At 62.9% G+C, this 26,601-nt stretch carries 24 protein-coding genes; 13 read left to right on the top strand and 11 right to left on the bottom strand.

Going from position 1 to position 26,601, the window contains the following annotated elements:
* Nucleotides 1–59 precede the first annotated feature (59 nt).
* Nucleotides 60–836, bottom strand: coding sequence for a ferredoxin--NADP reductase (locus ACW9H9_RS22640; protein WP_457345333.1), 777 nt, complete (start codon nucleotides 834–836; stop codon nucleotides 60–62).
* A gap of 427 nt (nucleotides 837–1,263) precedes the next feature.
* Between ACW9H9_RS22640 and ACW9H9_RS22635 the strand changes: the two genes are divergently transcribed.
* Both ACW9H9_RS22635 and ACW9H9_RS22630 read left to right on the top strand, forming a co-directional pair.
* Nucleotides 1,264–1,974 carry a helix-turn-helix transcriptional regulator gene (locus ACW9H9_RS22635; protein WP_457345334.1) on the top strand — a complete coding sequence of 237 codons (711 nt, stop codon included), beginning with the start codon at nucleotides 1,264–1,266 and terminating at the stop codon, nucleotides 1,972–1,974.
* 124 nt (nucleotides 1,975–2,098) lie between these two features.
* Nucleotides 2,099–3,223 carry a methyltransferase gene (locus ACW9H9_RS22630; RefSeq protein WP_457345335.1) on the top strand — a complete coding sequence of 375 codons (1,125 nt, stop codon included), beginning with the start codon at nucleotides 2,099–2,101 and terminating at the stop codon, nucleotides 3,221–3,223.
* Between the two features lie 78 nt (nucleotides 3,224–3,301).
* Here the strand turns inward: ACW9H9_RS22630 and ACW9H9_RS22625 are convergent, their stop codons facing one another.
* The 3 genes from ACW9H9_RS22625 to ACW9H9_RS22615 are packed head-to-tail and all read right to left on the bottom strand — an operon-like array spanning nucleotide 3,302 to nucleotide 5,924.
* Nucleotides 3,302–3,469: a DUF2474 domain-containing protein gene (locus ACW9H9_RS22625; protein WP_457345336.1), complete on the bottom strand. Its 168-nt coding sequence runs from the start codon at nucleotides 3,467–3,469 to the stop codon at nucleotides 3,302–3,304.
* Nucleotides 3,470–3,481: 12 nt separating this feature from the next.
* Nucleotides 3,482–4,489, bottom strand: coding sequence for a cytochrome d ubiquinol oxidase subunit II (cydB, locus tag ACW9H9_RS22620; protein ID WP_457345337.1), 1,008 nt, complete (start codon nucleotides 4,487–4,489; stop codon nucleotides 3,482–3,484).
* 1 nt (nucleotide 4,490) lies between these two features.
* Nucleotides 4,491–5,924 (bottom strand): cytochrome ubiquinol oxidase subunit I, encoded by a 1,434-nt coding sequence (locus ACW9H9_RS22615; RefSeq protein ID WP_457345339.1) that lies wholly within the window; start codon nucleotides 5,922–5,924, stop codon nucleotides 4,491–4,493.
* Between the two features lie 320 nt (nucleotides 5,925–6,244).
* On the opposite strand from ACW9H9_RS22615, the gene ACW9H9_RS22610 reads away from it, so the two are divergent.
* Entirely contained in the window at nucleotides 6,245–7,474 is a 1,230-nt protein-coding gene (locus tag ACW9H9_RS22610; RefSeq protein WP_457345340.1) for an MFS transporter, read from the top strand.
* A gap of 147 nt (nucleotides 7,475–7,621) precedes the next feature.
* The gene (locus ACW9H9_RS22605) at nucleotides 7,622–10,090 is read left to right on the top strand and encodes a membrane-targeted effector domain-containing toxin (protein ID WP_457345341.1); all 2,469 of its coding nucleotides are present in this window, start codon (nucleotides 7,622–7,624) and stop codon (nucleotides 10,088–10,090) included.
* 21 nt (nucleotides 10,091–10,111) lie between these two features.
* Here ACW9H9_RS22605 and ACW9H9_RS22600 read toward each other — a convergent pair whose 3' ends face one another.
* Complete coding sequence (locus tag ACW9H9_RS22600; protein WP_457345343.1) at nucleotides 10,112–10,558, bottom strand: DUF4879 domain-containing protein; 447 nt, start codon at nucleotides 10,556–10,558, stop codon at nucleotides 10,112–10,114.
* A 210-nt stretch (nucleotides 10,559–10,768) separates the two neighbouring features.
* On the opposite strand from ACW9H9_RS22600, the gene ACW9H9_RS22595 reads away from it, so the two are divergent.
* Together ACW9H9_RS22595 and trmA are read left to right on the top strand one after the other, a co-directional pair.
* Nucleotides 10,769–12,064 carry an NCS2 family permease gene (locus ACW9H9_RS22595; protein WP_457345344.1) on the top strand — a complete coding sequence of 432 codons (1,296 nt, stop codon included), beginning with the start codon at nucleotides 10,769–10,771 and terminating at the stop codon, nucleotides 12,062–12,064.
* Nucleotides 12,061–13,140, top strand: coding sequence for a tRNA (uridine(54)-C5)-methyltransferase TrmA (trmA, locus tag ACW9H9_RS22590; protein ID WP_457345346.1), 1,080 nt, complete (start codon nucleotides 12,061–12,063; stop codon nucleotides 13,138–13,140). Before ACW9H9_RS22595 ends, trmA begins: the two co-directional genes overlap by 4 nt.
* Before the next feature lie 44 nt (nucleotides 13,141–13,184).
* Here trmA and ACW9H9_RS22585 read toward each other — a convergent pair whose 3' ends face one another.
* The 3 genes from ACW9H9_RS22585 to ACW9H9_RS22575 form a co-directional block, all read right to left on the bottom strand.
* A complete protein-coding gene (locus tag ACW9H9_RS22585) occupies nucleotides 13,185–13,622 on the bottom strand; it encodes a DUF2442 domain-containing protein (protein ID WP_457345347.1) in 438 nt (145 codons plus the stop codon).
* Nucleotides 13,619–14,047 carry a DUF4160 domain-containing protein gene (locus tag ACW9H9_RS22580; protein ID WP_457345379.1) on the bottom strand — a complete coding sequence of 143 codons (429 nt, stop codon included), beginning with the start codon at nucleotides 14,045–14,047 and terminating at the stop codon, nucleotides 13,619–13,621. Before ACW9H9_RS22580 ends, ACW9H9_RS22585 begins: the two co-directional genes overlap by 4 nt.
* Nucleotides 14,048–14,207: 160 nt before the next feature.
* Nucleotides 14,208–15,086: a DMT family transporter gene (locus ACW9H9_RS22575; protein ID WP_457345349.1), complete on the bottom strand. Its 879-nt coding sequence runs from the start codon at nucleotides 15,084–15,086 to the stop codon at nucleotides 14,208–14,210.
* A 178-nt stretch (nucleotides 15,087–15,264) separates the two neighbouring features.
* Between ACW9H9_RS22575 and ACW9H9_RS22570 the strand changes: the two genes are divergently transcribed.
* The 4 genes from ACW9H9_RS22570 (at nucleotide 15,265) to ACW9H9_RS22555 (ending at nucleotide 18,560) form a co-directional block, all read left to right on the top strand.
* The gene (locus tag ACW9H9_RS22570) at nucleotides 15,265–15,675 is read left to right on the top strand and encodes a hypothetical protein (RefSeq protein WP_457345350.1); all 411 of its coding nucleotides are present in this window, start codon (nucleotides 15,265–15,267) and stop codon (nucleotides 15,673–15,675) included.
* Entirely contained in the window at nucleotides 15,672–16,559 is an 888-nt protein-coding gene (locus tag ACW9H9_RS22565) for a LysR substrate-binding domain-containing protein (protein WP_457345352.1), read from the top strand. The genes ACW9H9_RS22570 and ACW9H9_RS22565 overlap by 4 nt, the downstream gene beginning before the upstream one ends.
* A gap of 132 nt (nucleotides 16,560–16,691) precedes the next feature.
* The gene (ypfJ, locus tag ACW9H9_RS22560) at nucleotides 16,692–17,582 is read left to right on the top strand and encodes a KPN_02809 family neutral zinc metallopeptidase (protein WP_457345353.1); all 891 of its coding nucleotides are present in this window, start codon (nucleotides 16,692–16,694) and stop codon (nucleotides 17,580–17,582) included.
* Entirely contained in the window at nucleotides 17,583–18,560 is a 978-nt protein-coding gene (locus ACW9H9_RS22555; RefSeq protein ID WP_457345354.1) for an alpha/beta hydrolase, read from the top strand.
* Nucleotides 18,561–18,605: 45 nt separating this feature from the next.
* Here ACW9H9_RS22555 and ACW9H9_RS22550 read toward each other — a convergent pair whose 3' ends face one another.
* The 3 genes from ACW9H9_RS22550 to ACW9H9_RS22540 are packed head-to-tail and all read right to left on the bottom strand — an operon-like array spanning nucleotide 18,606 to nucleotide 20,669.
* Nucleotides 18,606–19,193: an HAD family hydrolase gene (locus ACW9H9_RS22550; RefSeq protein ID WP_457345356.1), complete on the bottom strand. Its 588-nt coding sequence runs from the start codon at nucleotides 19,191–19,193 to the stop codon at nucleotides 18,606–18,608.
* Complete coding sequence (gene tesB, locus ACW9H9_RS22545) at nucleotides 19,190–20,059, bottom strand: acyl-CoA thioesterase II (RefSeq protein ID WP_457345357.1); 870 nt, start codon at nucleotides 20,057–20,059, stop codon at nucleotides 19,190–19,192. Before tesB ends, ACW9H9_RS22550 begins: the two co-directional genes overlap by 4 nt.
* A 40-nt stretch (nucleotides 20,060–20,099) precedes the next feature.
* Nucleotides 20,100–20,669 carry a GNAT family N-acetyltransferase gene (locus ACW9H9_RS22540; protein WP_457345358.1) on the bottom strand — a complete coding sequence of 190 codons (570 nt, stop codon included), beginning with the start codon at nucleotides 20,667–20,669 and terminating at the stop codon, nucleotides 20,100–20,102.
* 77 nt (nucleotides 20,670–20,746) lie between these two features.
* Here ACW9H9_RS22540 and ACW9H9_RS22535 point away from each other — a divergent pair, with 77 nt between their 5' ends.
* The 3 genes from ACW9H9_RS22535 to ACW9H9_RS22525 all read left to right on the top strand — a co-directional run bounded on the left by ACW9H9_RS22535 (nucleotide 20,747) and on the right by ACW9H9_RS22525 (nucleotide 26,556).
* Nucleotides 20,747–21,667, top strand: coding sequence for a histone deacetylase family protein (locus tag ACW9H9_RS22535; protein ID WP_457345359.1), 921 nt, complete (start codon nucleotides 20,747–20,749; stop codon nucleotides 21,665–21,667).
* Between the two features lie 227 nt (nucleotides 21,668–21,894).
* A complete protein-coding gene (locus tag ACW9H9_RS22530; RefSeq protein WP_457345360.1) occupies nucleotides 21,895–25,254 on the top strand; it encodes a type III effector HrpK domain-containing protein in 3,360 nt (1,119 codons plus the stop codon).
* Nucleotides 25,255–25,329: 75 nt separating this feature from the next.
* A complete protein-coding gene (locus tag ACW9H9_RS22525; protein ID WP_457345361.1) occupies nucleotides 25,330–26,556 on the top strand; it encodes a TIGR03862 family flavoprotein in 1,227 nt (408 codons plus the stop codon).
* Nucleotides 26,557–26,601 lie beyond the last annotated feature (45 nt).

Raw genomic sequence — 26,601 nt, 5'->3', positions numbered from 1 at the left:
CCATCAAATCGGCGTTCTTGTTTCTGTCTTTCCCGGGATTCCGTGAAGAACCTTTCTTTTTACCAGTAGTTTTCCACCGCCACCTGACCCGGGCGCCGGGTGAGGCTCAATTGCAGGTCGCGTTGCTTGAGCATCTGGCGGGTGTCATCGATCATTTGCGGGTTGCCGCAGATCATCACGCGCGAATGCTCAGGGGTCAGCGCCACGCCAGCGGCGCGTTCCAGCTCGCCGTTGTCGATCAGGGTGGTGATCCGCCCGTTCAGCGCCCCGGGATGCTGCTCACGGGTGACGATAGGCAGGTAGGTGAGCTTGTGCGCGTAGTCCGCCAGGTATTCGCGCTCGCCCAATGTGTGGATGAGCGGCTGGTAGGCCAGTTCACGGGCTTCACGGGCGCTGTACACAAGCAGGATGCGCTCGAATTTTTCCCACACTTCAAAGTCCTGCAGGATCGACAGAAACGGCGCCACGCCGGTGCCGGTGCCCAGCAACCACAAATCCCGGCCATCGACAAAACGGTCCAGGGTCAGGAAGCCCGTGGCCTGGCGCTCCACCAGCAAGGTGTCGCCCGGGCGCAAGCGGCTCAACTCACTGGTGAACTCGCCGCCCGGCACCACGATGGAGAAGAAATCCAGGTACTCGTCAAAAGGCGACGACACCACCGAGTAGGCGCGCCACACCAGGCTGCCGTCGGCCTTGGTCACCCCCAGGCGCACGAATTGCCCGGCACGAAAACGAAAGCCCGCGTCGCGGGTGGTGCGCAAGGTAAACAGGCTGGGGGTCAGGGATTGCACATCGAGCAAGGTCTGGCGGGTGTATTTTTCAGCGCTGGCCGTCATGGGCACCTCCGTTTCGCGTCAGGTGCCCAGTGTCCCTCAAAGCGGTGCGCGCAAACACCGGTGGTTTGTACTGATATTGCGCCAAAAACCGCCTGTTTCAGCCACGTTACGGGCCAGAACGGCCGGCGGATTCAAACCAACTATTTAGCTATTAACGTGCATCCGAATACGCCATTACATGATGACGTGTATTTAATGGCCATCAATCTGACACTACTGCCAACCCTTTAAAAATAATAAAAAATGCCGAAACCCGCGAATCAGTTGCACAAACACGTGCTGTTTGTACAACGTAAATCGTTTTAAAAAATGAACCATCGATCACATATTTTTCACGTTGGCGTGTAGGACATGTCCTACACTCAAGCCCGTGTCACCTTGGGAGTCGGGCAGTCCCCAAGCCACACCAAACTCATGGAGAGTTCCAATGGTTAACTGGCGCACTACCCGTCTCCCGAAGCTGGAAGGTGAAAGCGAAATAACCAGCATGTTTGAAGCGGCCCTTAATATCACGTACGAAATCGGCTTTGAATATTGCGCATTTACGATGAGTTCTCACCTTTTCAATCACTCCACCAGCCCCATTCATATCAATAACTACCCCACGGAATGGAACACACTTTATAAGCAGCACAATTATTACGAACTCGACCCCGTCGTCGCCCATTGCAAGCGTTCTGTGTTGCCGATCGTGTGGGAAGAAAAAACCTTTTGCGCGGTGCCCGAATTATGGGTCCATGCCCAATCCCATGGGTTGAACATCGGCTGGAGCCAGGCGGTGCATGATTTCCAAGGCATGTTCAGCATGCTGAGCCTGGGGCGCCGCAGCGGCCCGATAAGCCCCGAAGAACTCTACGAAAAAGCCGGGCAGGTGCTGTGGGTGTGCCATGCCATGCATGCCGTCGTGGCGCAAAAACACCCTCACCCTACGCAACCTGCGCCCACTCACAAATTGTCACCGCGTGAAATCGACGTGTTGCGCTGGTCGGCCATGGGCAAGACCGCCTCCGAAATTGCCCAGATCCTGTGCTTGTCCGAGCGCACCGTGGGGTTTCACTCCCAGCACGCCATGCAAAAGCTGGGGGTCAATAACAAGATTGCCGCCGTGATCACGGCCGTCAAGGCAGGCCTGTTTTAAAACGCGGCATGTAATCCTTGCGAAATAAACGTAACATTTGCGACCAGTTCCGGGTGATGGTGCGGGCCCTTGCGCCGCGTCGGTGTTCACCCCGATGGTTCGATTACCCAGAGTCTCCCCCGCCATGCCCCTGCTCGACAGCCCTTTTGCCCAGCTCGACCTGATCCGCCAGCCCGAACAGGCCAACGAACCGTTGCAGGCCTTTGACGCCGCCGACGAGTACCTGCTCAGTCACCTGGCCGCGCAGCAACCGGCGGCCTCGACCCGCGTGCTGGTGCTCAACGACAGCTTCGGCGCACTGGCCGCAAGCCTTGCTGGCCATGTGCAGGTCACGTCCGGCGGCGATTCGTTTTTGGCCGCCCAGGCGCTGGAAAAAAACCTGGCGCGCAACGGCAAGCCGTTCGACGCCGTGCCCTTCGTGCCAGCCAGCCAGACGCCTGCCGGGCCGTTCGACCGTGTGCTGATCCGCGTGCCCAAGACCCTGGCCCTGCTCGAAGAACAATTGATCCGCCTGCAAGGCCAACTGGCCCCCGGCGCCGAAGTGATCGCGGGCGCCATGGTCAAACACCTGCCGCGTGCGGCCGGGGACCTGCTGGAGCGCTATATCGGCCCGATGCACGCCTCGCTTGCAGTCAAAAAAGCGCGCTTGCTGATCGCCACCGCCGCCGAGCGCCCGCCGGCCGTCTCGCCCTACCCCACGCGCTACCGCCTGGACACACCGGCCATCGAACTGCTCAACCACGCCAACGTGTTCTGCCGCGAAGACCTCGACATCGGCACCCGCGCCTTCCTGCCCCACCTGCCCAAAAGCCTGGGCAACGCCCGCGTGGCCGACCTGGGTTGCGGCAACGGCGTGTTGGCGATCGCCAGCGCGCTGCACAACCCCGACGCGCAGTACACATTGGTGGACGAGTCCTACATGGCGGTGCAATCAGCGGCCGAAAACTGGCAGGCGGCGCTGGGTGAGCGTGAAGCGATCATCCGCCCGGGCGACGGCTTGGCCGGTCAAGAAGCGCAGTCCCTGGAGGTGGTGCTGTGCAACCCGCCCTTCCACCAGCAACAGGTGGTGGGCGACTTCCTGGCCTGGCGCATGTTCCAACAGGCCCGTGAAGCGCTGGTGGTGGGCGGCGCCCTCTATATAGTGGGCAATCGCCACCTGGGTTATCACAGCAAACTGGCCCGCCTGTTCCGGGGCGTCGAGCAAGTCGCGGCCACGCCCAAGTTTGTGATCCTCAAGGCGCGCAAATAAAAAGCCCTTGCGGGAGCGCAAGGGCTGCTGGCTAAGGGGCCATCGCCCACCTTGATGAGCGCGTAAGACGGCCCCCGGTCAGTGGGTCGTCAAGCCTGCCGCATTCATGAACATCCGCATCAGGCTGGCCACCACCAACAGCGCCAGCACGCTGCCCGTCCAGATCATCACCAGCCAGCCCAGGCGTCGCCACAGCGGCTGTTTCTCGGCCTGTTCGATCTCGTGCAACGAAGGTTTGCCGGACATGCTGCGATCCTCCTAGTGGTAGCCATCTTCATGGGTCACCTTGCCGCGGAACACGTAGTAGCTCCAGAACGTATAACCCAAGATAAACGGAATGATGAACAACGTGCCCACCAACATGAAGCCCTGGCTTTGCGGCGGCGCGGCCGCGTCCCAGATCGAAATCGACGGCGGCACGATGTGGGGCCACAAGCTGATACCCAACCCGCTATAACCCAGAAAAATCAGCACCAGCGTCAGCAAAAACGGCGTGTAGTGCGCATTGCGGGCCACCGCACGCACCAGGCCGTACAAGGTCACCAGCACCAGGATGGGCACCGGTAAAAACCAGAACAGGTTGGGCAAGGTGAACCAACGGGCGGCGATTTCCGGGTGCGCCAGCGGCGTCCAGATACTCACGATGCCAATCACCGCCAGCAGCGCATAGGCCAGCGGACGACCCAGGTTGTGCATCTGTTCTTGCAACTGACCTTCGGTTTTCATGATCAGCCAGGTGCACCCCAACAGCGCATACGCCACCACCAGCGCCAGGCCGCAGAACACGGTGAACGGCGAAAACCAGTCCAGCGAGCCACCGGCGAACTGGCGGTCGACCACCGGGATGCCGTCGATAAACGCGCCCAACGCCATGCCCTGGAAAAAGGTCGCCGCCAGCGAGCCGCCGATAAACGCCTTGTCCCAGAGGTGGCGCTTGTCGTCCTTGGCCTTGAAGCGAAACTCAAAGGCCACCCCGCGAAAGATCAGCCCAATCAGCATCAAAATCAGCGGCAAGTACAGCGCCGACAGCACCACCGAGTACGCCAGCGGGAACGCGCCAAACAACGCGGCCCCGCCCAGCACCAGCCATGTCTCGTTGCCGTCCCACACGGGGGCGACGGTGTTCATCATCACGTCACGGTCGGTCTTGCCCGGGATAAACGGGAAAAGAATGCCGATGCCCAGGTCGAAGCCGTCCATGACCACGTACATCATGATGCCGAAGATGATGATCACGGCCCAGATCAGCGGAAGATCAATACCCATCTCAATGCTCCTTGTTCTGGCTGTCGTGGCTGTCGTGGCTGTCATCGGCGGCCGACAACGGACGCGCCGGTGTACGTTTCTGCCCAGGCCCGCCGTGGCTGACTTGCGCACCTTCGTGGGTGACCGGCCCTTTGCGCACCAGGCGCATCATGTAGCCCAGGCCCGCACCGAACAGCGCGAAATACACCACCACAAACAACGCCAGCGTGATGCTCATCTGCACAAAACTGTGCCCGGAGGAGGCATCCGCCGTGCGCATCAGCCCGTACACCACCCACGGCTGGCGCCCGATTTCGGTGGTGAACCACCCCGCCAGAATCGCGATCAGCCCGGACGGCCCCATCCACAACGCCAGGTACAGGAACGGCTTGCACGTGTACATCTTGTTGCCTCGGCGCAACCAGAGGCTGAACAGGCCGGTGAAGATCATCAAAAAGCCCAGGCCGACCATGACCCGGAACGACCAGAACACAATGGTCGAGTTGGGACGGTCCTCGGGCGGGAATTCCTTGAGGGCCGGCACTTGCTTGTCCAGCGAGTGCGTGAGGATCAGGCTGCCCAGGTACGGAATCTCGACGGCGAAGCGGGTTTTCTCGGCCTTCATGTCTGGCCAGCCAAACAGGATCAGCGGGGTCGGCTCGTTGCCGATGTTCTCCCAGTGGCCCTCGATGGCGGCGATTTTTGCCGGTTGGTGCTTGAGCGTGTTCAAGCCGTGGAAGTCGCCGATGACCGCCTGGATCGGCGCCACGATCAACGCCATCCACATGGCCATCGACAACATGGTGCGAATCGCCGGGTTGTCCTTGCCGCGCAGCAGGTGCCAGGCCGCCGAGGAGCCCACGAAGAACGCAGTGGCCACAAAGGCTGCCGTGGCCATGTGCATCAGGCGGCAGGGGAACGATGGGTTGAAGACCACCGCCAGCCAGTCCACCGGAATCACCCGGCCATCGACGATTTCGTAGCCCTGGGGCGTCTGCATCCAGCTGTTGGACGACAGGATCCAGAACGTGGAGATCAGCGTGCCGATGGCCACCATCACGGTGGAGAAGAAGTGCAGCTTGCGCCCCACCTTGTTCCAGCCAAACAGCATCACCCCCAAGAACCCGGCCTCCAGAAAGAAGGCCGTGAGCACTTCATACGTCAGAAGCGGCCCCGTGACGGCGCCGGCAAAGTCCGAGAAGCGGCTCCAGTTGGTGCCGAACTGGTACGCCATGACCAACCCGGACACCACGCCCATGCCGAAGTTGACGGCAAAGATCTTCGACCAGAAGTGGTAGAGGTCACGGTAGGTGTCATTGCGGGTCTTGAGCCACAGGCCTTCGAGCACGGCCAGGTAACTGGCCAGGCCGATGGTGATGGCCGGGAACAGGATGTGGAACGAGATGGTGAATGCAAACTGAATTCGGGCGAGATCGAGCGCCTCCAAACCGAACATAAGTCTTCCTCTGTCAGGTAATACCGGCTGCTGGCTGGGAGCCTGCACCCACTGCCCCCACGGATATGGAGTGTGGCGAATTCAAATTCGTTTCTTTATTTAGCCAACCACGTAGGGAATCTTGCCTTGCGGCCGCCAGAGCAATCCCGCGAGGGGCGTTGATCTGGATCAAACACAGCTAAAAGAGTAGTCCCATTTCCGACGAGCGACGGCGTGGTCTTTTGCCGCGTGACAGGTTGCCTCAGGTGTTTTTTGGCAACTATTTGTTACAGGTTGGTGCTAATCTCGCCGTCTACCCTCTGCCCTGATTCGTACTCCAGATGCCCAGTGAACCTGCCCCGTTGTTGCGTCATCACCACCCCTTCATTGCGTTCTGGCTGGCGCGGATCTTTACCGCCAGCGGTTTTCAGATGCTCACCGTCGCCATTGGCTGGAACCTTTACCAACTGACCGGCAACGTGCTGGACCTGGGCCTCGTCGGCCTGGTGGAATTCGTGCCGCGCGTGTTGTTCATGCTGCACACCGGCCACGTGGCCGACCGCTATGAACGGCGCAAAGTCGCGGCCATCTGCCAGACCGTGCAGGCGTTGATCGCCCTGTCCCTGGCCATCGGCGGCCTGACCGGCAGCGTCACCCGCGAGATGATCTTCATCCTCGCCTTCCTGCTGGGCGCCGCCCGCTCGTTTGAAATGCCCACCACCCAGGCGCTGCTGCCCAGCATCGTGCCCGCCAACCTGTTTCCCCGGGCGGTGGCGTCGTCGCAATCGGCCCAGCAACTGGCCACCATCGTCGCCCCGGCGCTCGGCGGTTTGCTCTACGCGTTCGGCAGTGTGTGGGTCTACGGCCCCACGGTGGTCCTGTACCTGATCGCCTGCGTGCTGACCCTCAACCTGCCCGCCCGCCAGACCCCGTTGAACAAGGCCAAGGCGACCATGGACTCGCTGCTCGCAGGGATCCGCTTTATCCGCAGCCGCCCGGACATCCTCGGCGCCATCTCCCTGGACCTGTTCGCCGTACTGCTGGGCGGCGCCACCGCGCTGCTGCCGGTGTTCGCCAAGGACATCCTGTTGACCGGCGCGTGGGGCCTGGGCCTGTTGCGCTCGGCGCCCGCGGTGGGCGCCTTGTTGATGTCGCTGTGGCTGGCGCGGTTCTCGGTGGACCGTCACGTGGGGCGGGTGATGTTTACCGCCGTCGGTGTGTTTGGCGTGGCCACCATCGCGTTTGGCCTGTCCACCTCGTTCTGGTTTTCGTTGGCGGTGCTGGTGGTGCTGGGCGCGGCGGACATGATCAGCATGGTCATCCGCGCCTCGTTCGTGCAGCTGGAAACACCGGATGAAATGCGCGGCCGCGTGAGTGCGGTAAACGGCCTGTTCATCGGCGCGTCAAACCAGCTGGGCGAGTTCGAGTCGGGCATCACCGCCCACTGGTTCGGTACGGTGCCCGCGGTGGTCATGGGCGGTATCGGCACGCTGCTGGTGACCGGGGTGTGGATCAAACTGTTCCCGAGCCTGGCCAACCGCGACCGCATGCACGTGCCCAAGGACGACTGACGCTTACACCCTGCCGGTCACAGAGGCGCGCTTTTCTACAGACGCTGGAACGATTTCTTACGCCTGGATCACACAGGGGTTACGGCATCGCGGGACATTTCCCGCGCTGCCGACAAGCCTTGATCCTACTTTCGGCGGACGGAAAACATGACCACTGCACGCGTATCGACCCCCACCACAGGCGCCCCCCAGGCGCGAGCCCACGCCTGGGAACCTTCCGATAGCAGCTACACCCTCAAGACCACCCAAGACCGGTTCGGCGACAGCCTCGCCAAAGACCTCAATGCCGGGCGCCTGAGCCCGGGCGTGCATCAAATGGCCGATGCCGTGAGGTGGCCCGGCAAAGACAAGACGCTCCAGGTGCAAGTCAAAACCTTTGCGGTGGACGGCATCCAAGCCAGAGACATCATCTTCATCCAGCGCGTGCCGCCCACGGCGGAAGGCCCCAATATCGTTCTTTTCATACCGGAAAAAACCGGCGAGTCCTTTCAATCGTTCAACACCCTTGAGCAGATGAACACCTGGCTCAAGACCCTCGCCCAAGACCCCAAGCGGCTGGACACCTTCAGCCAGCACTTCGCCGAAGGCGCAACACCCGCCAGGACGGCCCGCGTGATCGACACGATGACGCGCTTCAAAAACAACGACATCAACGCGGTCGTCGGGCCCTACGCCACCGAAAACAGCGATATTTTCCGGCGACTCGACACAGGCATTGGCGCTCCACCCGCCTCGGTCAACGGCCTGACCGACGTCAAGGAAGAGCGCCTGTCCGCCGACGGTCGCGTGCTTTATTCAGGCAAGCGCGCCAACGCCCAAACCGTTTTGTTTGAATATGACGCCTACGGCAACTTGCTGGGCCAGGACAACAAAAAGCAGTTCTACTTTGTAAAAAACGGCCTGAACACCCACGCGCCGCTGGTGCCGATGACGGCCAGTGAGTTCAAGCACACCGTTCAAAAGGAAGCCGCCGACCGGGTCGGTGCCAACGACATCCGCGGGTTCTACGAAGAACTGCTGACCCACCTTGAACACCCCTTTTCCGGTATCGGCGAGGCGCTGCAGGTATTCGGTGTGAATAAACACACGGCCGACACCGTTGAACGTTACTTCGATAACCCCGTCAGCGCGCTGTTACTGGACCTGAACAAAGACAATCGCATCGGCAAGGTGTTTGGCATCGACAAGGCAACCATGGACGCCGTGCTCAGCGGTGTTGGCGATACCGCCCAAGGGTTTGTTCCGGTGTATGGCCAGGCCCGGGGACTGGCGGCCTTGTTGGCAAAAGCCATTCGAAACGAGCCCTTGAGCGATCAGGAAAAAACCGACCTGGCAGACGGGCTGGCCTTGAAGCCGGACAGCCCGGCGCGCAAAAATCTGCCTGCCCGCAAAGCGCTGCGCGCACCGGCGGGCAAGCCCACCACGCCAAAAACCGCCGCGCCCGCCAAACCGCCCGCCCACGCACCGGCGCCGCCGGCAGAACCCGCGCCCGCCGTGGCCAATCGGTTGCGCCCCTCGCAAGCGCACGCTATCGGCCAATTCGCGCTCCCCCAGGGCGAACAACTGCTCGCGGGCGTCAAACCCAACGCCAAAGGGCTCTATCAGATCAAAAATGCTGCGGGTGAGGACCAATGGCTGATCCGGCTGACCGATGACAAAAACACCTCGCAGGTGTTCAAGATCGACAGCAGGTTCAAGCTCAGTGACGGTTACGTCCAGATCGTCGACCCCCACACCGCCAAGCCGGTGCTCACCGTGCATTCAACGGGTGACGGCGGGTGGGCGCCGGTCAACGGGCCCGGTGGCGTCAAGTGGCCATGGCAAAGCGAAGGTTCGGCTAACAGGGCGTTTGACCCGGGCGCTTACGACCACCCACCCGAGGGCGAACCTTCATCGTCCAGGGCCGGTGAAAAAATCGACAAACAGTTGAAAAAAGACGCGGACGACTTTCATAAAAAAGCCAAGACCAAGGCACGGCCCATCCACCCGCTGATCCCTCAGAACGCATCGGCGGGCGAGATCATCACCATCGTGTTTCGCAAGGCCATTGGCCTGATTGTGGGCGAAGACCACTCACAGTCGTCCGGGCTGCGTTTTCTGATCGACAACGCAGGCGAGTTCCAGCAGAACGGTGTGACCACCCTGTATTCAGAGGGGTTTGAACACACGCTTCAGGCCGACCTGGACAGGTTTTTTGAAACGGGCGAGTTTTCTCCGGCGTTGACGAACAACCTGAAGCTCATCGACCGCCCCCACAGCGGGCATGGTCCATACACCAACCGAGCGTTGCTGATAAAGATGCGCGAGCATGGCATCCGCGTGAAAGGGATTGATGTGCCCTCGGTGCAGCCCAAGACCACACGCCTTAAAAACATGAACTACTACGCGACTCAGGTCATCGAGGCCGACCAGGCGGCCAACCCCAAGGCCAAATGGATTGCCCGGGTGGGCAGCGAGCACGTGTTTACCTATGACGGCGAACCGCCGGTTCGCGGGATCAGCGAACTGACCGGCGCCACCGGCATGTCCGTCGACGACGCGGCCCCGAACAAGGCGACCTCGGTGATTCAATCCCGAGACAAGACAGAGCTCTACATGGACCTTAAAAAACCGTGACCGAGGCAGCGACTCTGCTGATCAACGAATGTTGAGCACCGTCTTCAAGGTGTTCTGCGGCCCGTTGATCGACGAGTTGCTGAACTCGAACCAGCCTGGGGCATCGACAGTGAGGTCGAACACATAGATGTAGCCCATCACCGTACCCGCGCCGTTGCACACCTGGCTGATGCTGCCCACCTGGCACACCGCCGTGCGTTGGCCATCCAGCGTGGCCCCATTGAAACGCCCCACGGGGTTGTTACCCAACCCCACTTCCATCACCGAGACGCGGGTGAGCCCCCGGTGCTCGCACATCTGCGTGCTGTCAGCGCGCTCGGGGATCGTCTCGGCGCAGCGGGCCGATTCGATCTTGAACACCCGCACCTCGCTCAAGGCCGGTGCAGGCGCGCCCCACGCCGGTGCCGCCCCCAGCCACACGCCAACACAACCGAACAGGGCTAGACTCCAGGCGCTGGCTTTTTTCATGCAGGTGATGACCTTGTATTAAACGTGGGCGCAGTATGCCTCAAGGCCATTACCAACAAAACAAAGCCCGTGCGCCACAGGCCCTCGGCCTGCTGGTATGATGCGCCGCTTTTTCCGATCCTCTCTGAAACCACAGGCGCTTGGCGCAATTTGTGCTTTGACTTAGAGGTCAACAAATCAAGACGCGCACTTGCGTCACAGGGAGCAGGCATGCTGGAAAAGCTGTTTCAACTCAAAGCACACAACACCAATGTGCGCACCGAGATCCTCGCGGGCGTCACCACCTTTCTGGCCATGGCCTACATCCTGTTCGTCAACCCGAGCATCCTTGGCGAAACCGGCATGGACAAGGGCGCGCTGTTTGTCGCCACGTGCCTGGCGGCCGCCATCGGCTCCACCGTGATGGGCCTGATCGCCAACTACCCGATCGCCCTCGCGCCGGGCATGGGCCTCAATGCCTTCTTTACCTACACCGTGGTGCTGCACATGGGCCACACCTGGCAAGTGGCGCTGGGTGCGGTGTTTATTTCGGCGGTGTTGTTTTTCCTGCTGTCGATCTTTCGCATCCGTGAATGGATCATCAACAGCATCCCGCTGCCGCTGCGTTCGGCGATTGCCGCCGGTATCGGCCTGTTCCTGGCGCTGATCGCCCTGCACAACGCGGGCATCGTGGTCGACAACCCCGCCACGCTGGTGGGCCTGGGCGACCTGAAACAACCCGTGCCGATTCTCGCCACCCTGGGCTTTATGCTGATCGTGGCCCTGGAGGCCCTGAAAATGCGCGGCGCGGTATTGATCGGCATTCTTGCGGTCACCATTGCCTCCATCGTTCTGGGCGTCACGCCGTTCGGCGGCGTCGTCTCGATGCCGCCGTCCCTGGCCCCGACCTTCCTGCAACTGGACATCAAGGGCGCACTGGACGTCGGCCTGGTCAGCGTGATCTTCGCGTTCCTGTTCGTGGACCTGTTCGACAACTCCGGCACCCTGATCGGCGTGGCCAAGCGCGCCGGGCTGATGCGCAAAGACGGTCACATGCCCAAGATGGGCCGCGCCCTCATCGCCGACAGCACCGCGGCCATGGCCGGTTCCCTGCTGGGCACCTCGACCACCACCAGCTACATCGAGTCGGCGGCGGGCGTGAGCGCCGGTGGCCGTACCGGCCTGACCGCCATCGTGGTGGCCATCCTGTTCCTGCTGGCACTGTTCTTCTCGCCGCTGGCGGCCAGCGTTCCTCCGTTCGCCACCGCACCGGCGCTGCTGTTCGTGGCCGTGCTGATGACCCAGGGGCTGGCAGAAATCGACTGGGACGACATCACCGTCGCCGCGCCGGTGGTAGTCACCGCGCTGGCGATGCCTTTCACTTACTCCATCGCCAACGGCATCGCCTTCGGCTTCATCGCGTGGACCGCCATCAAGCTGCTTTCGGGCCGCTTTCGTGAGCTGAACCCGGCGCTGGTGATTCTGTCGATTCTGTTCGTGATCAAGCTGGGCTGGTTCAACGCATGACTTTTGACGCTGCAAGCTACTCCCTGCAACTGCAAGACAAGGTCGCGCGCCTGCGCGGCCTGCTCGCGCCGTTCGACGCCCCTGAACCTGCGGTATTCGACTCGCCGCTGCAGCACTTTCGCCTGCGCGCCGAGTTCCGCCTGTGGCGCGAAGCGGGCGATCGCCACTACGCGATGTTCTCCCAGGACGACAAGCGCACGCCGATCCTGATCGACGAATTCCCCATCGCCAGTGCCCGTATCAACCAGTTGATGCCGCAACTCAAAGCCGCCTGGCAAGCCAGCGCCGCCCTGAGCCACAAGCTGTTCCAGGTGGAGTTCCTCACCACCCTGGCGGGCGACGCGATGATCACCCTGTGCTATCACCGCCCGCTGGACGCCCACTGGCACGCAGCGGCCAGCGCACTGGCGGCCGAGCTGAACGTGAGCATCATCGGCCGCTCCAAGGGCAAACGCGATGTGATCGGCCACGACTATGTGGTGGAACGCCTGGACGTCGGCGGGCGCACCTTCAGCTATCGCCAGCCCGAAGGCGCGTTCACCCAGCCCAACGGCACCGTGAACCAGAAGATGCTCAACTGGGCCTATGACGCCCTGGGCGATCGCAGCGACGACCTGCTCGAGCTGTATTGCGGCAACGGCAACTTCACCCTGCCCCTGGCCACCCGCGTGCGCAAGGTGCTGGCCACCGAGATCAGCAAGACCTCGGTGAATGCAGCCTTGAGCAACCTCGATGAAAACGCAGTGGGGAACGTCACCCTGGTGCGCCTGTCGGCCGAGGAACTGACCGAAGCCTTGAACGAGGTGCGCCCGTTCCGCCGCCTGCACGGCATCGACCTCAAAAGCTACGCATTTGGCAGCGTCTTCGTCGACCCGCCCCGCGCCGGCATGGACCCGGACACCTGCGAGCTGACCCGGCGGTTCGACAACATCCTGTATATCTCGTGCAACCCCGACACCCTGGCCGCCAACATCGCGCAACTGCATGACACCCACCGCATCACGCAGTGCGCCCTGTTCGACCAGTTCCCGTGGACCCACCACATGGAATCGGGCGTGTTGCTGACCCGGCGTTGATCGCCAGGGCGCGAGCCTGCTCGCGCCCCTCCAGCCTGCCGGGCTTACGGCGCCTTGCGCGGGCGCCCACCCTTCTTGCCGTTGGCGCGGGCGGCCTGCGATTTGGCCGCGCTGCTCTTGCGCCCATTACGCGCAGCCACCAGGCTCGCCGCCATGTCCATCAATGGCTGGCTTGCAGCGATCAGTCCGGTAATCGACACGTGCACATCACGCGCCTCACAGCAGAGCGCGGTGCCCCCAAACCCCACTTGCAGTTGCTGGAAATCCTCGGCAGAAAAACCCTCGAACTCCGGATAGTTAGCCACGGGCAGCACCACCCGGGCCCCGTCACTGAAGCCGATAGAGAGGCTGTTTTCTGCATAACGCACCGAGCTTGCGTTGACGAACGAACGGCTGGCCTTGCGCCCCCGAACCAACGCCTTGTCGATGTCCACCTGCGTCAACGGCACATCCGGCAGGATTTTGGCTTTCACCACCTTCATAGCTCAACCTCCACTCGGCCTGGCGCTCTCACCAGGTCTAGAATTGTTCGTTGCCTCGCGACGTCGTGGTAGGCGCGTGCGATTACATACACACCGCGTCGAATAACCAGCCCGGGGATCAGCTCATCGGCTTCCCAGTCCCAGGAATGGTTCTCCAGGCAAACCGTTCGTATTTTTTCCCACCAGATCTTTCGCGCTCGCGCCAGGCAATGCGGCTGTTTGAGAGTCTGGCGAATGCCTTCCAGAATCGCCGCCGGTGGCCTGCATCTTTCCGGGTCCACATCCCACAACTCGACGTGTGCGTCCAAGAAGCCAAACCGGAACCTCGCGTGCCACTCCTGACCGGCCACATGCACATGAGGCGGACAATGTTCGTCCCTGAGTAACACGGCAATCACATATCCCTTGTAAGTGCTGACTCGCATAATAACCCATCTGTTAGGTTTTAATTTGATGGCCGGCACGTTTTTCCCTGCCAGCCGACCACCGGCTCTCATACCCAGAGCTGTTCACAGCCTAGTAATGATTAAAACCAACAGAAGGGACGGGTTGTAACCGCTCATGCCACCGGCAGGCGCGGTGAGCTCAGCGCCGCCGTTGCTGCCAGGCGGCGGCGAGCCCGCTCAGGCAGATCACGCCGATGCCGACCACGGTGGTCATGTCGGGGGTGTGGTGAAACACCAGCCAGCCCAAGAGCCCGGCGAACACGATCTGGCAGTAGCCGAACGGTGCCAGCAAGGCCGGGGCCGCGAAGCGGAAGGCCTGGGTCAGCAGCAGGTGCGCGGTCATCCCGCAGCTGCCCAGGGCCAGCATCAGGATGGCGTGGCTCCAGGTCGGCACTTGCCAGAAGAACGGCACCAGCGCGCTCATCACCAGGGTGTTGCACAGCCCGGCGAAGAAGTTGCTGGTGGTGGGCGTGTCGTGTTGGGCGAGGATGCGGGTCAGCAGTTGATAGAAGCAGAAACACAACGCCGACCCCAGCGGCAGCAACACCGCCGGAGTGAACAGCGCGCCGCCCGGGTGGACGATGATCATCACCCCGCCAAACCCACAGATCACCGCCAGCCACTGGCCGCGGGTCACGCGCTCACCCAGCAGCGGCACCGACAGCGCGGTGACCAGCACGGGGGCGAGGAAGTTGACGGCGGTGGCTTCCGCCAGCGGGATGTAGTGCAAGGCGGCGGTAAAAAACAGGCTGGTGCCCAACAGGCACAACGCCCGCGCCACCTGCAGCAGCGGCCGCTTGCTGCGCAGCACGCGCAGGCCCGACTGCGGCAGGAAGATCCCGGCCATCAGCAGGGTGTGCACCAGGTAACGCACCCACACCACCATCACGATCGGGTAAAAACCGGCCAGGTATTTGGACAGCGCGTCGTGGCTGGAGAACAGAAAGGTCGCCAGCACAATCAGCACGATGCCTTTGAGCGGGTGGTTGACACCAGAGAGGGGGGTGCTGAGAGCCATTGCATTCTCTTGAGTGGCAGGCTGAAATGACCGCCGGTTTGCACAACGTACTGGAGCGATAACGCGTCTGGCCCAAAAGCATAACCAAACCCGCCCGCCACGGGGCATTAAATAGCAGTTATCGGGTCCAACGCCTGCATAAACAACCAACGCGTGCTTTAAACAAGGCCTCCTGAACATGAAAAAAACCGTTTTTCTATTTGCCGCGCTCACCCTGCTCAGTGCCTGCAACAAAGAACCCCAGGACAACAAACCCGCCCCCGCGTCCGTGCAAGCCACGCTGGTGCCTGCCGTGCCGCCCACCGACGCGTGGGTGGGCAAGTGGGTGGGCGTCGAAGGCCTGACGCTGACCATCAGCAAAGACACAAGCGTGGGCCGCGGGCACTACCTGCTGGACATGAAATACGGCGTGGATGACGACGACACCGGCGTCTTCAAAGGCGCAGCCGACGATGAAGGCATCAGCTTCAACCGCCCGGACGGCCCACAAGTGCTGCGCGCTGGCGACGGTGAAGCCACCGGCCTCAAATGGCTGGCCGACAAAAAAGACTGCCTGATCGTCGACACCGGCGAGGGTTACTGCCGTTGAGCCAGCTGCGGCAGATGGAAGTGTTTGTCGCAGTGGTGGACTGCGGCAGCTTTTCCCGTGCTGCCGAGCAATTGGGCATGTCGGCGGTGATGGTCGGGCGGCACATCCAGAGCCTGGAGCACGCGGTCAATGCGCAACTGATCCAGCGCACCACCCGACGCCAGGCGGTCACTGCCGAGGGCCGGTTGTTTTATGAGGAGGCGCGCCTGGCGCTGGACCAGGTGCAACTGGCCTACAGCCGCATCGAAGCCGCCAGCGCAGCGCCCAGCGGGCTGTTGCGCATCTCGGCGCCGATGACCCTGGGCGCCTCGCTGGTGGCGCCGTTGGTGGCCGAGTTCATGGTGCGGTTCACACACATCCAGGTCGAGCTGATCCTGAGCAACGAGGTGGTCGACCTGTACGAACGCACCTTTGACCTGGCCTTTCGCGTCTCCGACCTGGTGGAGGTCAACCTGGTGTCCCAGGCCCTTCGCCCCTATCAAATGGTGATCTGCGCCGCCCCGGCCTACCTGGACACCCACGGCACCCCGCAGCAACCGGATGACCTGTACCGTCACCGCCTGCTCACTCACACCTCGTGGAACAATCGGTTTGCCTGGCCGCTGGTGGACGCAGGCGGCGAGTTTCCCTGGCCCGAACGGGCGGTGATGCGCAGCAACGACGGCCAAGTGCTCTTGCACGCGGCGCTGGCGGGCGTGGGGGTGTTGATGCAGCCCGACTTCCTGGTGCGCGAGGCCCTGGAGACCGGCCAGTTGCGCGCGATCATGCCCGCCTGCGTGCCCCCGCCGAAACCAGTGCACCTTGTGTACCCACGGGCGAAAAAGACGGTGCCGAAGATCAAGGCATTTGTAGCGTTCGTCGAGGAACGGCTGGCGACTTGCTGACGCAACTTTCATCCAATGCGCTGTCTGACAGAACGATACTACGGCGCATAAATCCTCTGTCTGACAGCCGGACTGGCGCCGGTCCTACACACCAACAACACTGAGCTGCAGGTTCAACAAGAGGATTGCCCCATGCTATGGAGAAAAGGCCGACGCAGCGACAACGTCGTGGATGCCCGCGACGACAATGGCGGGGGTGGAGGCGGCATGCGCTTCGGCGGCGGCAAGGGCCTGAGCCTCACGGCGATCGTGCTGATCGTGGGCATCGGCTGGCTGACCGGCCAGGACCCGCTGCAGATCCTGGGGCAATTGACCGGCCAGCTCAGCGAGCCCGCGTCATCGGTCAGCCCCCAGACGCGCCAGGCGCCGCCGGCCAATGACGAGCAGGCCGATTTTGTGCGTGCGGTGCTGGGCGACACCGAAGACACCTGGGCCCAGGTGTTCCAGGAAAACGGCTTGAGCTACAAGAACCCCAAGCTGATCCTGTTTCGCGGCCGGGTGAATTCGGCGTGCGGTGGCGCCACTTCGACCAGCGGCCCGTTTTATTGCCCGGCCGACCAACAGGTGTACCTGGACCTGGATTTTTTCCGGGAAATGTCCCAACGCTTCAAGGCCGCCGGGGACTTCGCCCAGGCCTATGTGATTGCCCATGAAGTGGGCCATCACGTGCAGACCTTGCTGGGGGTTTCGGCCAAGGTCCAGGCGGCCCGCCAGCAAGGCCGGCAGATGCAAGGCGACGGCGGCCTGCTGGTGCGCCAGGAACTGCAAGCCGACTGCTTCGCCGGGGTGTGGGCCAACCGCGCGCAAAAACGCCTGAACTGGCTGGAGCCCGGCGACATTGAAGAAGCACTGAACGCGGCCAACGCCATTGGCGATGACCGCTTGCAGCAACAGGGCCAGGGCCGCGTGGTGCCTGACTCGTTCACCCATGGCACCTCGGCCCAGCGCGTTCGCTGGTTCAAGACCGGCTTTGCCGGGGGCCAGATCACTCAATGCGACACTTTTACCGCCAAGAGCCTTTAGATGAATAAACGATTGGGATTTGCGCTGGGTTTGCTGGTTACCTGTTCCTCCCCCACCTGGGCCGCCGAGCATGGCGTCAAGGTGGTCAGTCCTGATCGCTTTCACCTGGATGCCGGTGACCTGAGCCTGGGCTTGAGCCAGGCCTGGGACCACCCGCTGCCGCAGGTCACCCGTGCGCTGATCATCGTGCATGGCCGCCTGCGCAACGCGCAGACCTACCTGCAAAGCGGCGAAGACGCCGCCGAGCACGCCGGGCAAGCCGCCAACACGCTGGTGATCGCGCCGCAGTTCCTTAACGAGTCGGACATCAAGCGCAACCACCTGGACGGCCAGGTGCTGCGCTGGAACGGCAACGACTGGATGGCTGGCAAGCCCTCCACCGGCCCGGGCCAGATCAGCTCCTACGGCGCCCTCGACCAGATCATCAAGCACCTGGGCAACCGCAAGCTGTTCCCGGCGCTCAAAGAAATCGTGGTAGCCGGCCATTCCGGCGGTGGCCAGGTGGTGCAGCGCTTCGCCCTGACCGGCCACGATCACCCGACCTTGCAGGCCGAAGGCATCAGCCTGCGTTACGTGGTGGCCAACCCGTCGTCCTACGCCTACTTCAGCCCGCAGCGCCCGGTAAAGTTCGATGTGGCCAGTTGCCCGGGCTTCAACGACTGGAAATACGGCATGCAAAACCTGCCGGCCTACGCCAAGGGGCAAAGCGCCGAGCAGTTGGAGCAGACCTACGTGTCGCGCAACATCACCTACCTGCTGGGCCAGCAAGACATCGACCCCAACCACCCCGCGCTGGACAAAAGCTGCGAAGCCGAAACCCAGGGCGCGTATCGCCTGATTCGCGGGCACAACTACTTTGACTACCTCAAGCAGCGCCATCCGCAACTGAGCCAGAAACTGGTGGAAGTGCCGGGGGTGGGCCACAACGGTGACGAGATGTTCACTTCGCCACAGGGCCAGAAAGTGCTGTTTCCCTGATCGCTCCTCGACCGTTCCTACGCGAACGTAGGAACGGTCGGCAGGTTAGATCAACCGGCGCAGCGCCGCACAATCGGCGGCGTGCCAGTCGGCCAGCGCTGGCCAGGGGTTGTCCGGCAGGTTGACCAGCACGGTCCTGGTGCCCGCCGCCCGGCCGCAATCGAGGTCGAAGCGGTAGTCCCCCACCATCACCATTTCAGCCGGGGCCACGTCCCAGGCACTGGCCAGCTTCAACAGCCCGCCCGGGTCCGGCTTGGGGGGGGCATCGTCTCGTCCCAGTACGTCCTGAACTGCAAAACAGTCCGCCAGGCCGATCGCCTGCAACGTCACGTGGGCCAACTCGCGTGCATTGCGGGTGAGGATGCCCAGGCGGTAACCGCGCCCGGCCAGGTCGCGCACCAGCTCCACCGCGCCGGGCGCCGCCACCGAGCCCAGTGCCAGCTCGCGCTCGTGGTCCAGCAGCCAGGCGTGCTTGGCCGCGGCTTCGTCGGCGGGCAAGGCGGCCAGGTGAGTGAGGATGTCGTCCTGCGGTGGAATATCCAGCGCCACACGAATCGCCACAAAATCATGCACGGCAACGGTCAGGGTGCCGTCCATGTCAAACACCCAGTGCTTCACATCCTTGAGGCTCATGCCCAGTCCTTGCGGTGGCGAATCAAACCTTCCTGTGTCACCGACGCCACCAACTGCCCGGCCCGGTTGAACACGCTGCCCCGCGAGAACCCACGGGAATTGCCGGCCCACGGGCTGTCCATGGCATAGAGCAGCCAGTCATCGGCGCGCAGGTCGGCGTGAAACCACAGCGCGTGGTCGAGGCTGGCCACCTGCATGTCCTTTTGCCAAACGGTCTTGCCGTGGGGCAGCAGCGAGGTGGTCAGCAAGCCGAAGTCCGAGGCGTACGCCAGCAGGTATTTATGCAGCGCAGGCGAGTCGAGCAAGGCGCCGTCAGCGCGGAACCACACGTACTTGACCGGGTCGGTGGGCTGCGGGTTGTAAGGGTCTTTTTCGGTGACCGGGCGCACTTCGATCGGTTTGGGGCACAGCAACTTGTCGCGCATGTGCTCGGGGATCAGGTGCACGCGGCGCTGGGCGAGCTCCCGCTCGGAGGGCAGGTTTTCCGGGCCGACCACCACCGGCAAGGTGCTCTGGTGTTCAAAGCCTTGCTCGTCGTATTGAAACGAGGCGCTGCAGGTAAAGATGGGGTTGCCCTTCTGGATCGCCGTGACCCGGCGCGTACTGAAACTGCCGCCGTCACGCACGCGGTCCACCGAATAAACCACCGGCAGCGCCGCATCGCCCGGGCGCAGGAAGTAACCGTGCAGGGAGTGCACATGGCGCGCCTCGTCCACCGTCTGGCTGGCCGCTGACAGCGACTGGCCCAGTACCTGGCCGCCGAACAGCTGGCGAAAACCCAGGTCCTGGCTGCGGCCGCGAAAGAGGTTTTCCTCGATCGGCTCCAGGGTCAGCAGGTCCACCAGATCTTCCAATACTTGGCTCATAGAGCAACTCCTACACAATCTACGGGGCATTCCGGGCTGCTTATCCGTGCAGCGTATCCAACCATTGGGCGCGGGTAATGCGGTACAAAACATGCGGGCGCAGCGGGTCATCGGCTGCGACCTTGGGGTGTTCAAAGTCTGCCTGGGGATCGTAATGCATACCGATGGCTTGCATGACTTTTTGTGATGGCAAATTGGCTTCAGTGGTAAAGGCGACGATTTCGTCCAGTTGCAACCGGTCAAAACCACAGCGCAACGCGGTCCAGGCCGCTTCGCTGGCGTAGCCTAGGCCCCAGTGCTCGCGGGCCAGGCGCCAGCCGATCTCCACGGCCGGGGTGAAGTCGGCGTCGAAACTCACATTGATCAGCCCGGTGAGGCCGATGAACTCGCCGCTGTCCTTGCGCTGCAAGGCCCACAGGCCAAAGCCGTATTCGGCGAAATGCCCACGGATGCGCCCGATCACCGCGGCGCTTTCCAGGCGGCTCAAGGTGGCCGGGAAATAACGCATCACCTGTGGGTCGGCGCACATGCGCGCAAACTCGGGCAGGTCGGCATCGCGCCATTGGCGCAGCACCAGACGCGCACTTTCCAGCTCCAGTATTGGCTCCATGACTCCCCCCTCCCTTGCCGTGTGCGTGAGTGTACAACGCGGGTAAGATACGTCGCTGGTTCCCGTCAGAAATTGCCATGCCTTTGCCACTGATCTACCACGATGACTACAGCCCCGACTTCCCGGCGGACCACCGCTTCCCCATGGACAAGTTCCGCCTGTTGCGCGACCACCTGGTGGACAGCGGCCTGACCCTGGACAGCCAACTGCTGCGCCCTGCGCTGTGCCCCGCCGAGATCCTGGCCCTGGCGCACGCGCCTGCGTATATCGAACGCTACATGAGCGGCGAGTTGTCCCGCGAAGACCAGCGGCGCCTGGGCCTGCCCTGGAGCGAAGCCCTGGCCCGGCGCACCGTGCGCGCGGTGGGCGGCTCGCTGCTGGCCGCCGAACAGGCGCTGGAGCACGGCCTGGCCTGCCACCTGGCGGGCGGCACGCACCACGCCCATTACGATTATCCCGCCGGTTTTTGCATCTTTAATGACCTGGCAGTGATCAGCCATTACTTGCTGCAAAGCGGGCGGGTCAACCGGGTGCTGATCTTTGACTGCGACGTGCACCAGGGCGACGGCACCGCACGCATCCTGCACGACACGCCCGAGGCCATCACCGTGTCGCTGCACTGTGAAAAGAACTTCCCCGCGCGCAAGGCCACCAGCGACTGGGACATCCCGCTGCCCATGGGCATGGGCGACCTTGATTACCTCAAGGTGGTGGACGACGCCCTCAACTACCTCTTGCCGCTCTATCAACCGGACCTGGTGCTCTACGACGCCGGGGTGGACGTGCACAAAGACGACGCCCTGGGCTACCTCAAACTCACCGACGCCGGTGTGGCCGCCCGCGACGAAAGCGTGCTGCGTCACTGCCTGGGCCGCGATATCCCGGTGGTCGGCGTCATCGGCGGCGGCTACAGCAAGGACCGCCAGGCCCTGGCCCGCCGCCACGGTATCCTGCACCACAGCGCTCAGCGGGTGTGGACGTCATCAGGCTGTCATTGAAGTGTGCGCGTTACCCACAATGCCTGTGGAATGGCCTGTGGATAACCTGAGTGAAAGGCCCTGTAAGCCAGCAGGCACATAGCCTGTAGCCGACTGCTCACTTTTTGATCAGAAGTTTTCCACAGGTGTGAAACGTTGTGGAAATCCGCCGCCGCACCGCGGTTGCAATAGAACTGCCGCAATCGGCCTTCACCCTGAACCTCCCCCCGGTTCAGGAGTACAAGGACATGGCAACCTACAAGATCGGTATCAGCACGCCCCCCGATAAAGACGACGCCTTGAAAAAGGTCGCGGCCACCTTTGAAGTCGCCATGAGTCGCGCACTGTCGGGCTTCAAGGAAACGGCCAAGCCAGGCAACTTCAAGGTGCTGGCAGACAACGACAAGCCGTTTTTCACCGGCCCCACGGGGGTCACCGACAACACCCGGGACCAGAAGATCGCCGCCGTCAAAGCCACGGGCGACCAGGAGGCCATCAAGCGCCTCGATGACCCGAACCTGGCCGACATCAGCAACACCGGCGTGCCGCTGGCCAACATCGCCAGCATCACCAAGCTGTCCGACAACGTGCTGGACCTCAAAACCCGCGACGGCCAGGACATCATCATTATCAAGCAGATGACGCCCTACCTTTTCGACGGCATGGCGGGCAAGGTTGACGCCGTCAATGCGTTGAACAAGAGCCAGGCCGACGGTTACCGCATCGCCCAGGCCGGGGATACCGCGCCGGGCCTGGACACCTACAAGGCCATCGGCCCTGCCGAGGAAGTGGGCCCGGGCATGATCCGTTACGAAACCGTGTCGGGCGACAAGGTCGTGGTCAGTAAGGAAGTCAACAGCGCGCTGTACGAACAGGTGAAGTCCGACGGCGAAACCTGGGGCCTGATCAACGACAGCAAAAACGCAGGCTATCGCCTGGCCGACGCCCACGAAACCGGCAGCGTCAGCCTGGTGGGCACTCCCGAAGAATTGGGCCACGGCCTGATTCGCTACGAAACCGCCTCGGGCGACAAAATCATCGTGTCCCAGGGCATCAGCCCCGACCTGTACGCCTCGGTGGTCAAGGAGTCCAACGGCATCTTTGGCGTGAACGGCGCGCCCGACACCAACTGGATCGACAACTCCCAATACGCCAGCGCCAAAGACTGGGACAAGATCGTCGGCAACACGAGCGACACGCCCACCCAGGAAGAACGCGACCTGGACCGCCCGCGCGCGGCGTCGAAAATGCTCAGCGACAACTGGGACAAGTGGGGCCTGCACGACCGCAAGATCGACTTCTCCAACCCGCCCACCGACCTGCCGCCCGAAGCCCAGGCGTGCCTCAAGTACCTGGCGGGCAGCCCCAGCCTGATGAACGCGCTGGACAGCGGCGGCCTGGGCAAGAGCGACGGGGTGATTACCCACGCCGATGTGGACAAATTCATCAGCCAGTCGAACAAGGATCTGTCGGCTGCGTCCAAGTCCTACAGCACCTTTTTGAGCAAAAACCCGGACGCCACCGGCCTGGCCAAGGAAAACGCCAAGTCCGCCGCTATTGTCATGGCCAATATTTCCCTGGTCAGCAGCGCAGGCCCGGCCATGCAGGGCCCCAACCAGCGCGCCAACAACGGCAGCCTCACCACCGACAACCTCAACGCCATCAAGGACGACAGCGGCCTGAGCCCGGAGCTGACCGGCGCCGCGGGGTACTGGTCCACCCCCGGGATGATGCGCACCCTGGACATGGCGGGCGACCTGCCCGCCACCGCCACCGCCGACGGCATCACCCAACAGAAAAACCTCGGCGCGTGGCTGGAAAACCAGGCGCCCAAGGACGACCACGGCGTGCTGATGATGCTCAGCAACGCCTCTATCCGCAGCTCGGTGGCCGACGTCGACACCTCGAAACTGACCCAGGACGTGCTCCAGCACCCGGAAAACTACGACGGCAAGACCAAGGCCGCCGTGATGCTGGAAATCAGCGACGCCCGCGCGCGCATGGCCGCCAGTGACAAAGTGGGCGACGGCGACCTGTACGCCGGGATCGAAGCCGACAGCGTCTACCACCTGAACCCGACCAAATCCAAGGTCACTGACCAGTTGGACGCGGCCATGAACCAGCTGTCGTCCGACCCCGACGTCAAAACCTTCCTCAGCCAGCACCAAGGCGAAGGCATGCGGGACATCGTCAACAGCGACCCGGCCATCAAGCACGAAATGCAGGCCTATCAGGACGGGCAGATCAATAGCGGCAACGTCATCAACACCGCGTTGGGCACCAAGGACGACAAGGGCAACTCGCCCTCGCTGATGGACGCCCTGAGCCTGGCGGGCACCGACGCCACCCTCACCGACCTGGCCCTGGGCGGCGACGGCAAGGTGGACCTGGCGGCGATTGCCGACAAGTCCGGCAAGTCCGGTGACATCGAACAGTTCTTCAAGGACCACATCCTTAACGGAAAAGACCTGCAAGACGGCCTCGCCGCGCCCGGCGCCGACCCGATGACGGTCATTGGCCAGTACGCGGCCCACGCGGCGCTGCTCAAAGAGTTCCTGGGCGACAAGGTGTCGGCGCAGGACTCCTCGACGGTGCAGCAATACGTCAACCAGTCGATCTCCGACACGCTGGTCAACGGCGCCAACGACGACGTGCTCAAAAGTGCCTTCGGCGATGCCAACGGCAACTTCGACGAGGCCAAGACCGAGGCCATCATCGACAAGGCCATGGCCGGCAACCCGGACATGTTCAAGGACGCCACCGGCGCGCAGATCAAGCCACAGGATGTGATCTCGTTGATCCGCTCGATGTGGGACGTCAACCGTCAGGGCCAGAAGATCAGCGACGTGCTGCCCAAGGCCGTGGACGGGCTCAAGCTCAACGCCAGCGATGCCTACAAGCAAGGCTTGCTGCACATCGGCAGTGCCCTGCTGGCCGGTGGCGTACTGGCTGCGCGCTCGGCCACCGGCGGCAACAGCGCCGCCGACAATGCCGGGCGCGTGGCGGCGGGCATGCAGTTCGCGGGCCTGATCACCGAAGGCGGCACCAAATACGCCAAGGAAGCGGGCTACGGCATGGCCTGGAAACCCACGCCCATCGACCCGAGCAAGCCCCAGGGCATCGGCGAATTCCCCACCGGCAAGATGGTGCAAAACACCGACGGCCTGAACAAACTCGGCAACCTGGGCAAACTGGTGGGCGGCGCGGGCAGCTTTATCGGCGGCGTGTTCGGCCTGATCAGCGGGGTGAACAGCGCGTTCTCCGGCGACAAACTCAACGCAGGCTTCTCCCTGACCAGCGGCGCCCTGGGCACCGGCGCGGCCGTGGCGTCGATCATCGAAGGCGGCGCGGGCCTGTTCGGCATCGCCGACGCCGCGGCCATCGCCGGGACCTTCGCCGGTGTGCTGGGCTGGGCGGCGGCGGGTGTGGGGATTGTCACGGCGTTCGTGTTCCCGATCATCGAAGTGGTCAAGCGCGACAAGCAACAGGGCCAGTTCTTTGGTGCCTTGGTGCCGACCCTGGACAAATACGGCCTTACGGGCGGCCCGATCACCCAGGCCGACCGCGACAACGAGTACCCGCCGAACACCAACACCGGCTTTGCCTGACAACCGCGGGGAATTTCCCGTGGTGGGCGCCATTGCTTACAATGTGCGCCCACTCTTTGTCGATCAGGCCTTTCGATGCCCGCCTCCCCTTCCCCCCGCGTTGCCATTATCGGCGGCGGCCCCGCCGGTTTGATGGCCGCCGAAGTGTTGAGCCAGGCCGGTGTGGGGGTCGATCTGTACGACGGCATGCCCTCGGTGGGCCGCAAGTTCCTGCTGGCGGGCGTGGGCGGCATGAACATCACCCACTCCGAAGCGTACGCAGCCTTTGTCTCGCGCTACGCCGAGCGGGCGCCGCATATGGCGCCGTTGCTGCGTCAGTTTGGTGCCGACGCCTTGTGCGAATGGATACACGGCCTGGGCATTGAAACCTTTGTCGGCAGCTCGGGCCGAGTGTTTCCTACCGACATGAAAGCCGCCCCGCTGCTGCGCGCCTGGCTCAAGCGCCTGCGGGACCAGGGCGTGGTTATCCACACCCGCCATCGCTGGCACGGCTGGAACCCGGACGGCAGCCTGCTTATCCACAGCCCCGACGGCGACAAACACCTGCAACCCGATGCCGTGTTACTGGCCCTGGGCGGCGGCAGTTGGTCACGCCTGGGTTCGGACGGCGCGTGGCTGAAGTGGTTCGAAGACAAAGGCGTGCCCTACGTGCCCCTGCAACCAAGCAACTGCGGGTTCGAGGTGTCGGCCTGGAGTGAATTGATGGTGAGCAAATTCGCCGGGGCGCCGCTGAAAAACGTCGCCATCGGGCTCAATGACGACAAGCCCCGATTGGGGGAATGCGTGATCACCGCGACGGGGATTGAAGGCAGCCTGGTCTACGCCTTGTCGGCGCCGATTCGTGAAGCGATCAACCGCCACGGCGCCGCCACGGTGCACATCGACCTGCTGCCGGGCAAGCCGCTGGACAAGGTTCAGGCCGCCCTGGCCAAGCCGCGCGGGTCACGCTCGATGAGCAAGCACCTGCACAGCCAATTGGGGCTGGGCGGGGTAAAGGCTGCGCTGTTGCGGGAACTGAGCCCGGCTGACCACTTCAACGACCCGGCGCAGTTGGCCGCGAACATCAAGGCGTTGCCGTTGACCCTGCTAAAACCCCGCCCCCTCGACGAAGCCATCAGCACCGCGGGCGGCGTGCCGTTCGAAGCGCTGGATGAGCGGCTGATGCTCAAGCCATTGCCCGGGGTGTTTTGTGCAGGGGAGATGCTGGACTGGGAGGCGCCCACCGGCGGGTATTTGCTGACGGGGTGTTTTGCCAGCGGGCGGGCTGCCGGGCGGGGCATGCTGGAATGGCTCAAGGCCTGAAGCATTACCGACCCGTTCCTCCGTGAAGCAGTGTAACTACATTCA

Source organism: Pseudomonas sp. SDO5215_S409, from assembly GCF_054071325.1.
The sequence above is the reverse complement of the archived record's forward strand: the minus strand, read 5'-3'. Positions and strand labels throughout refer to the sequence as shown.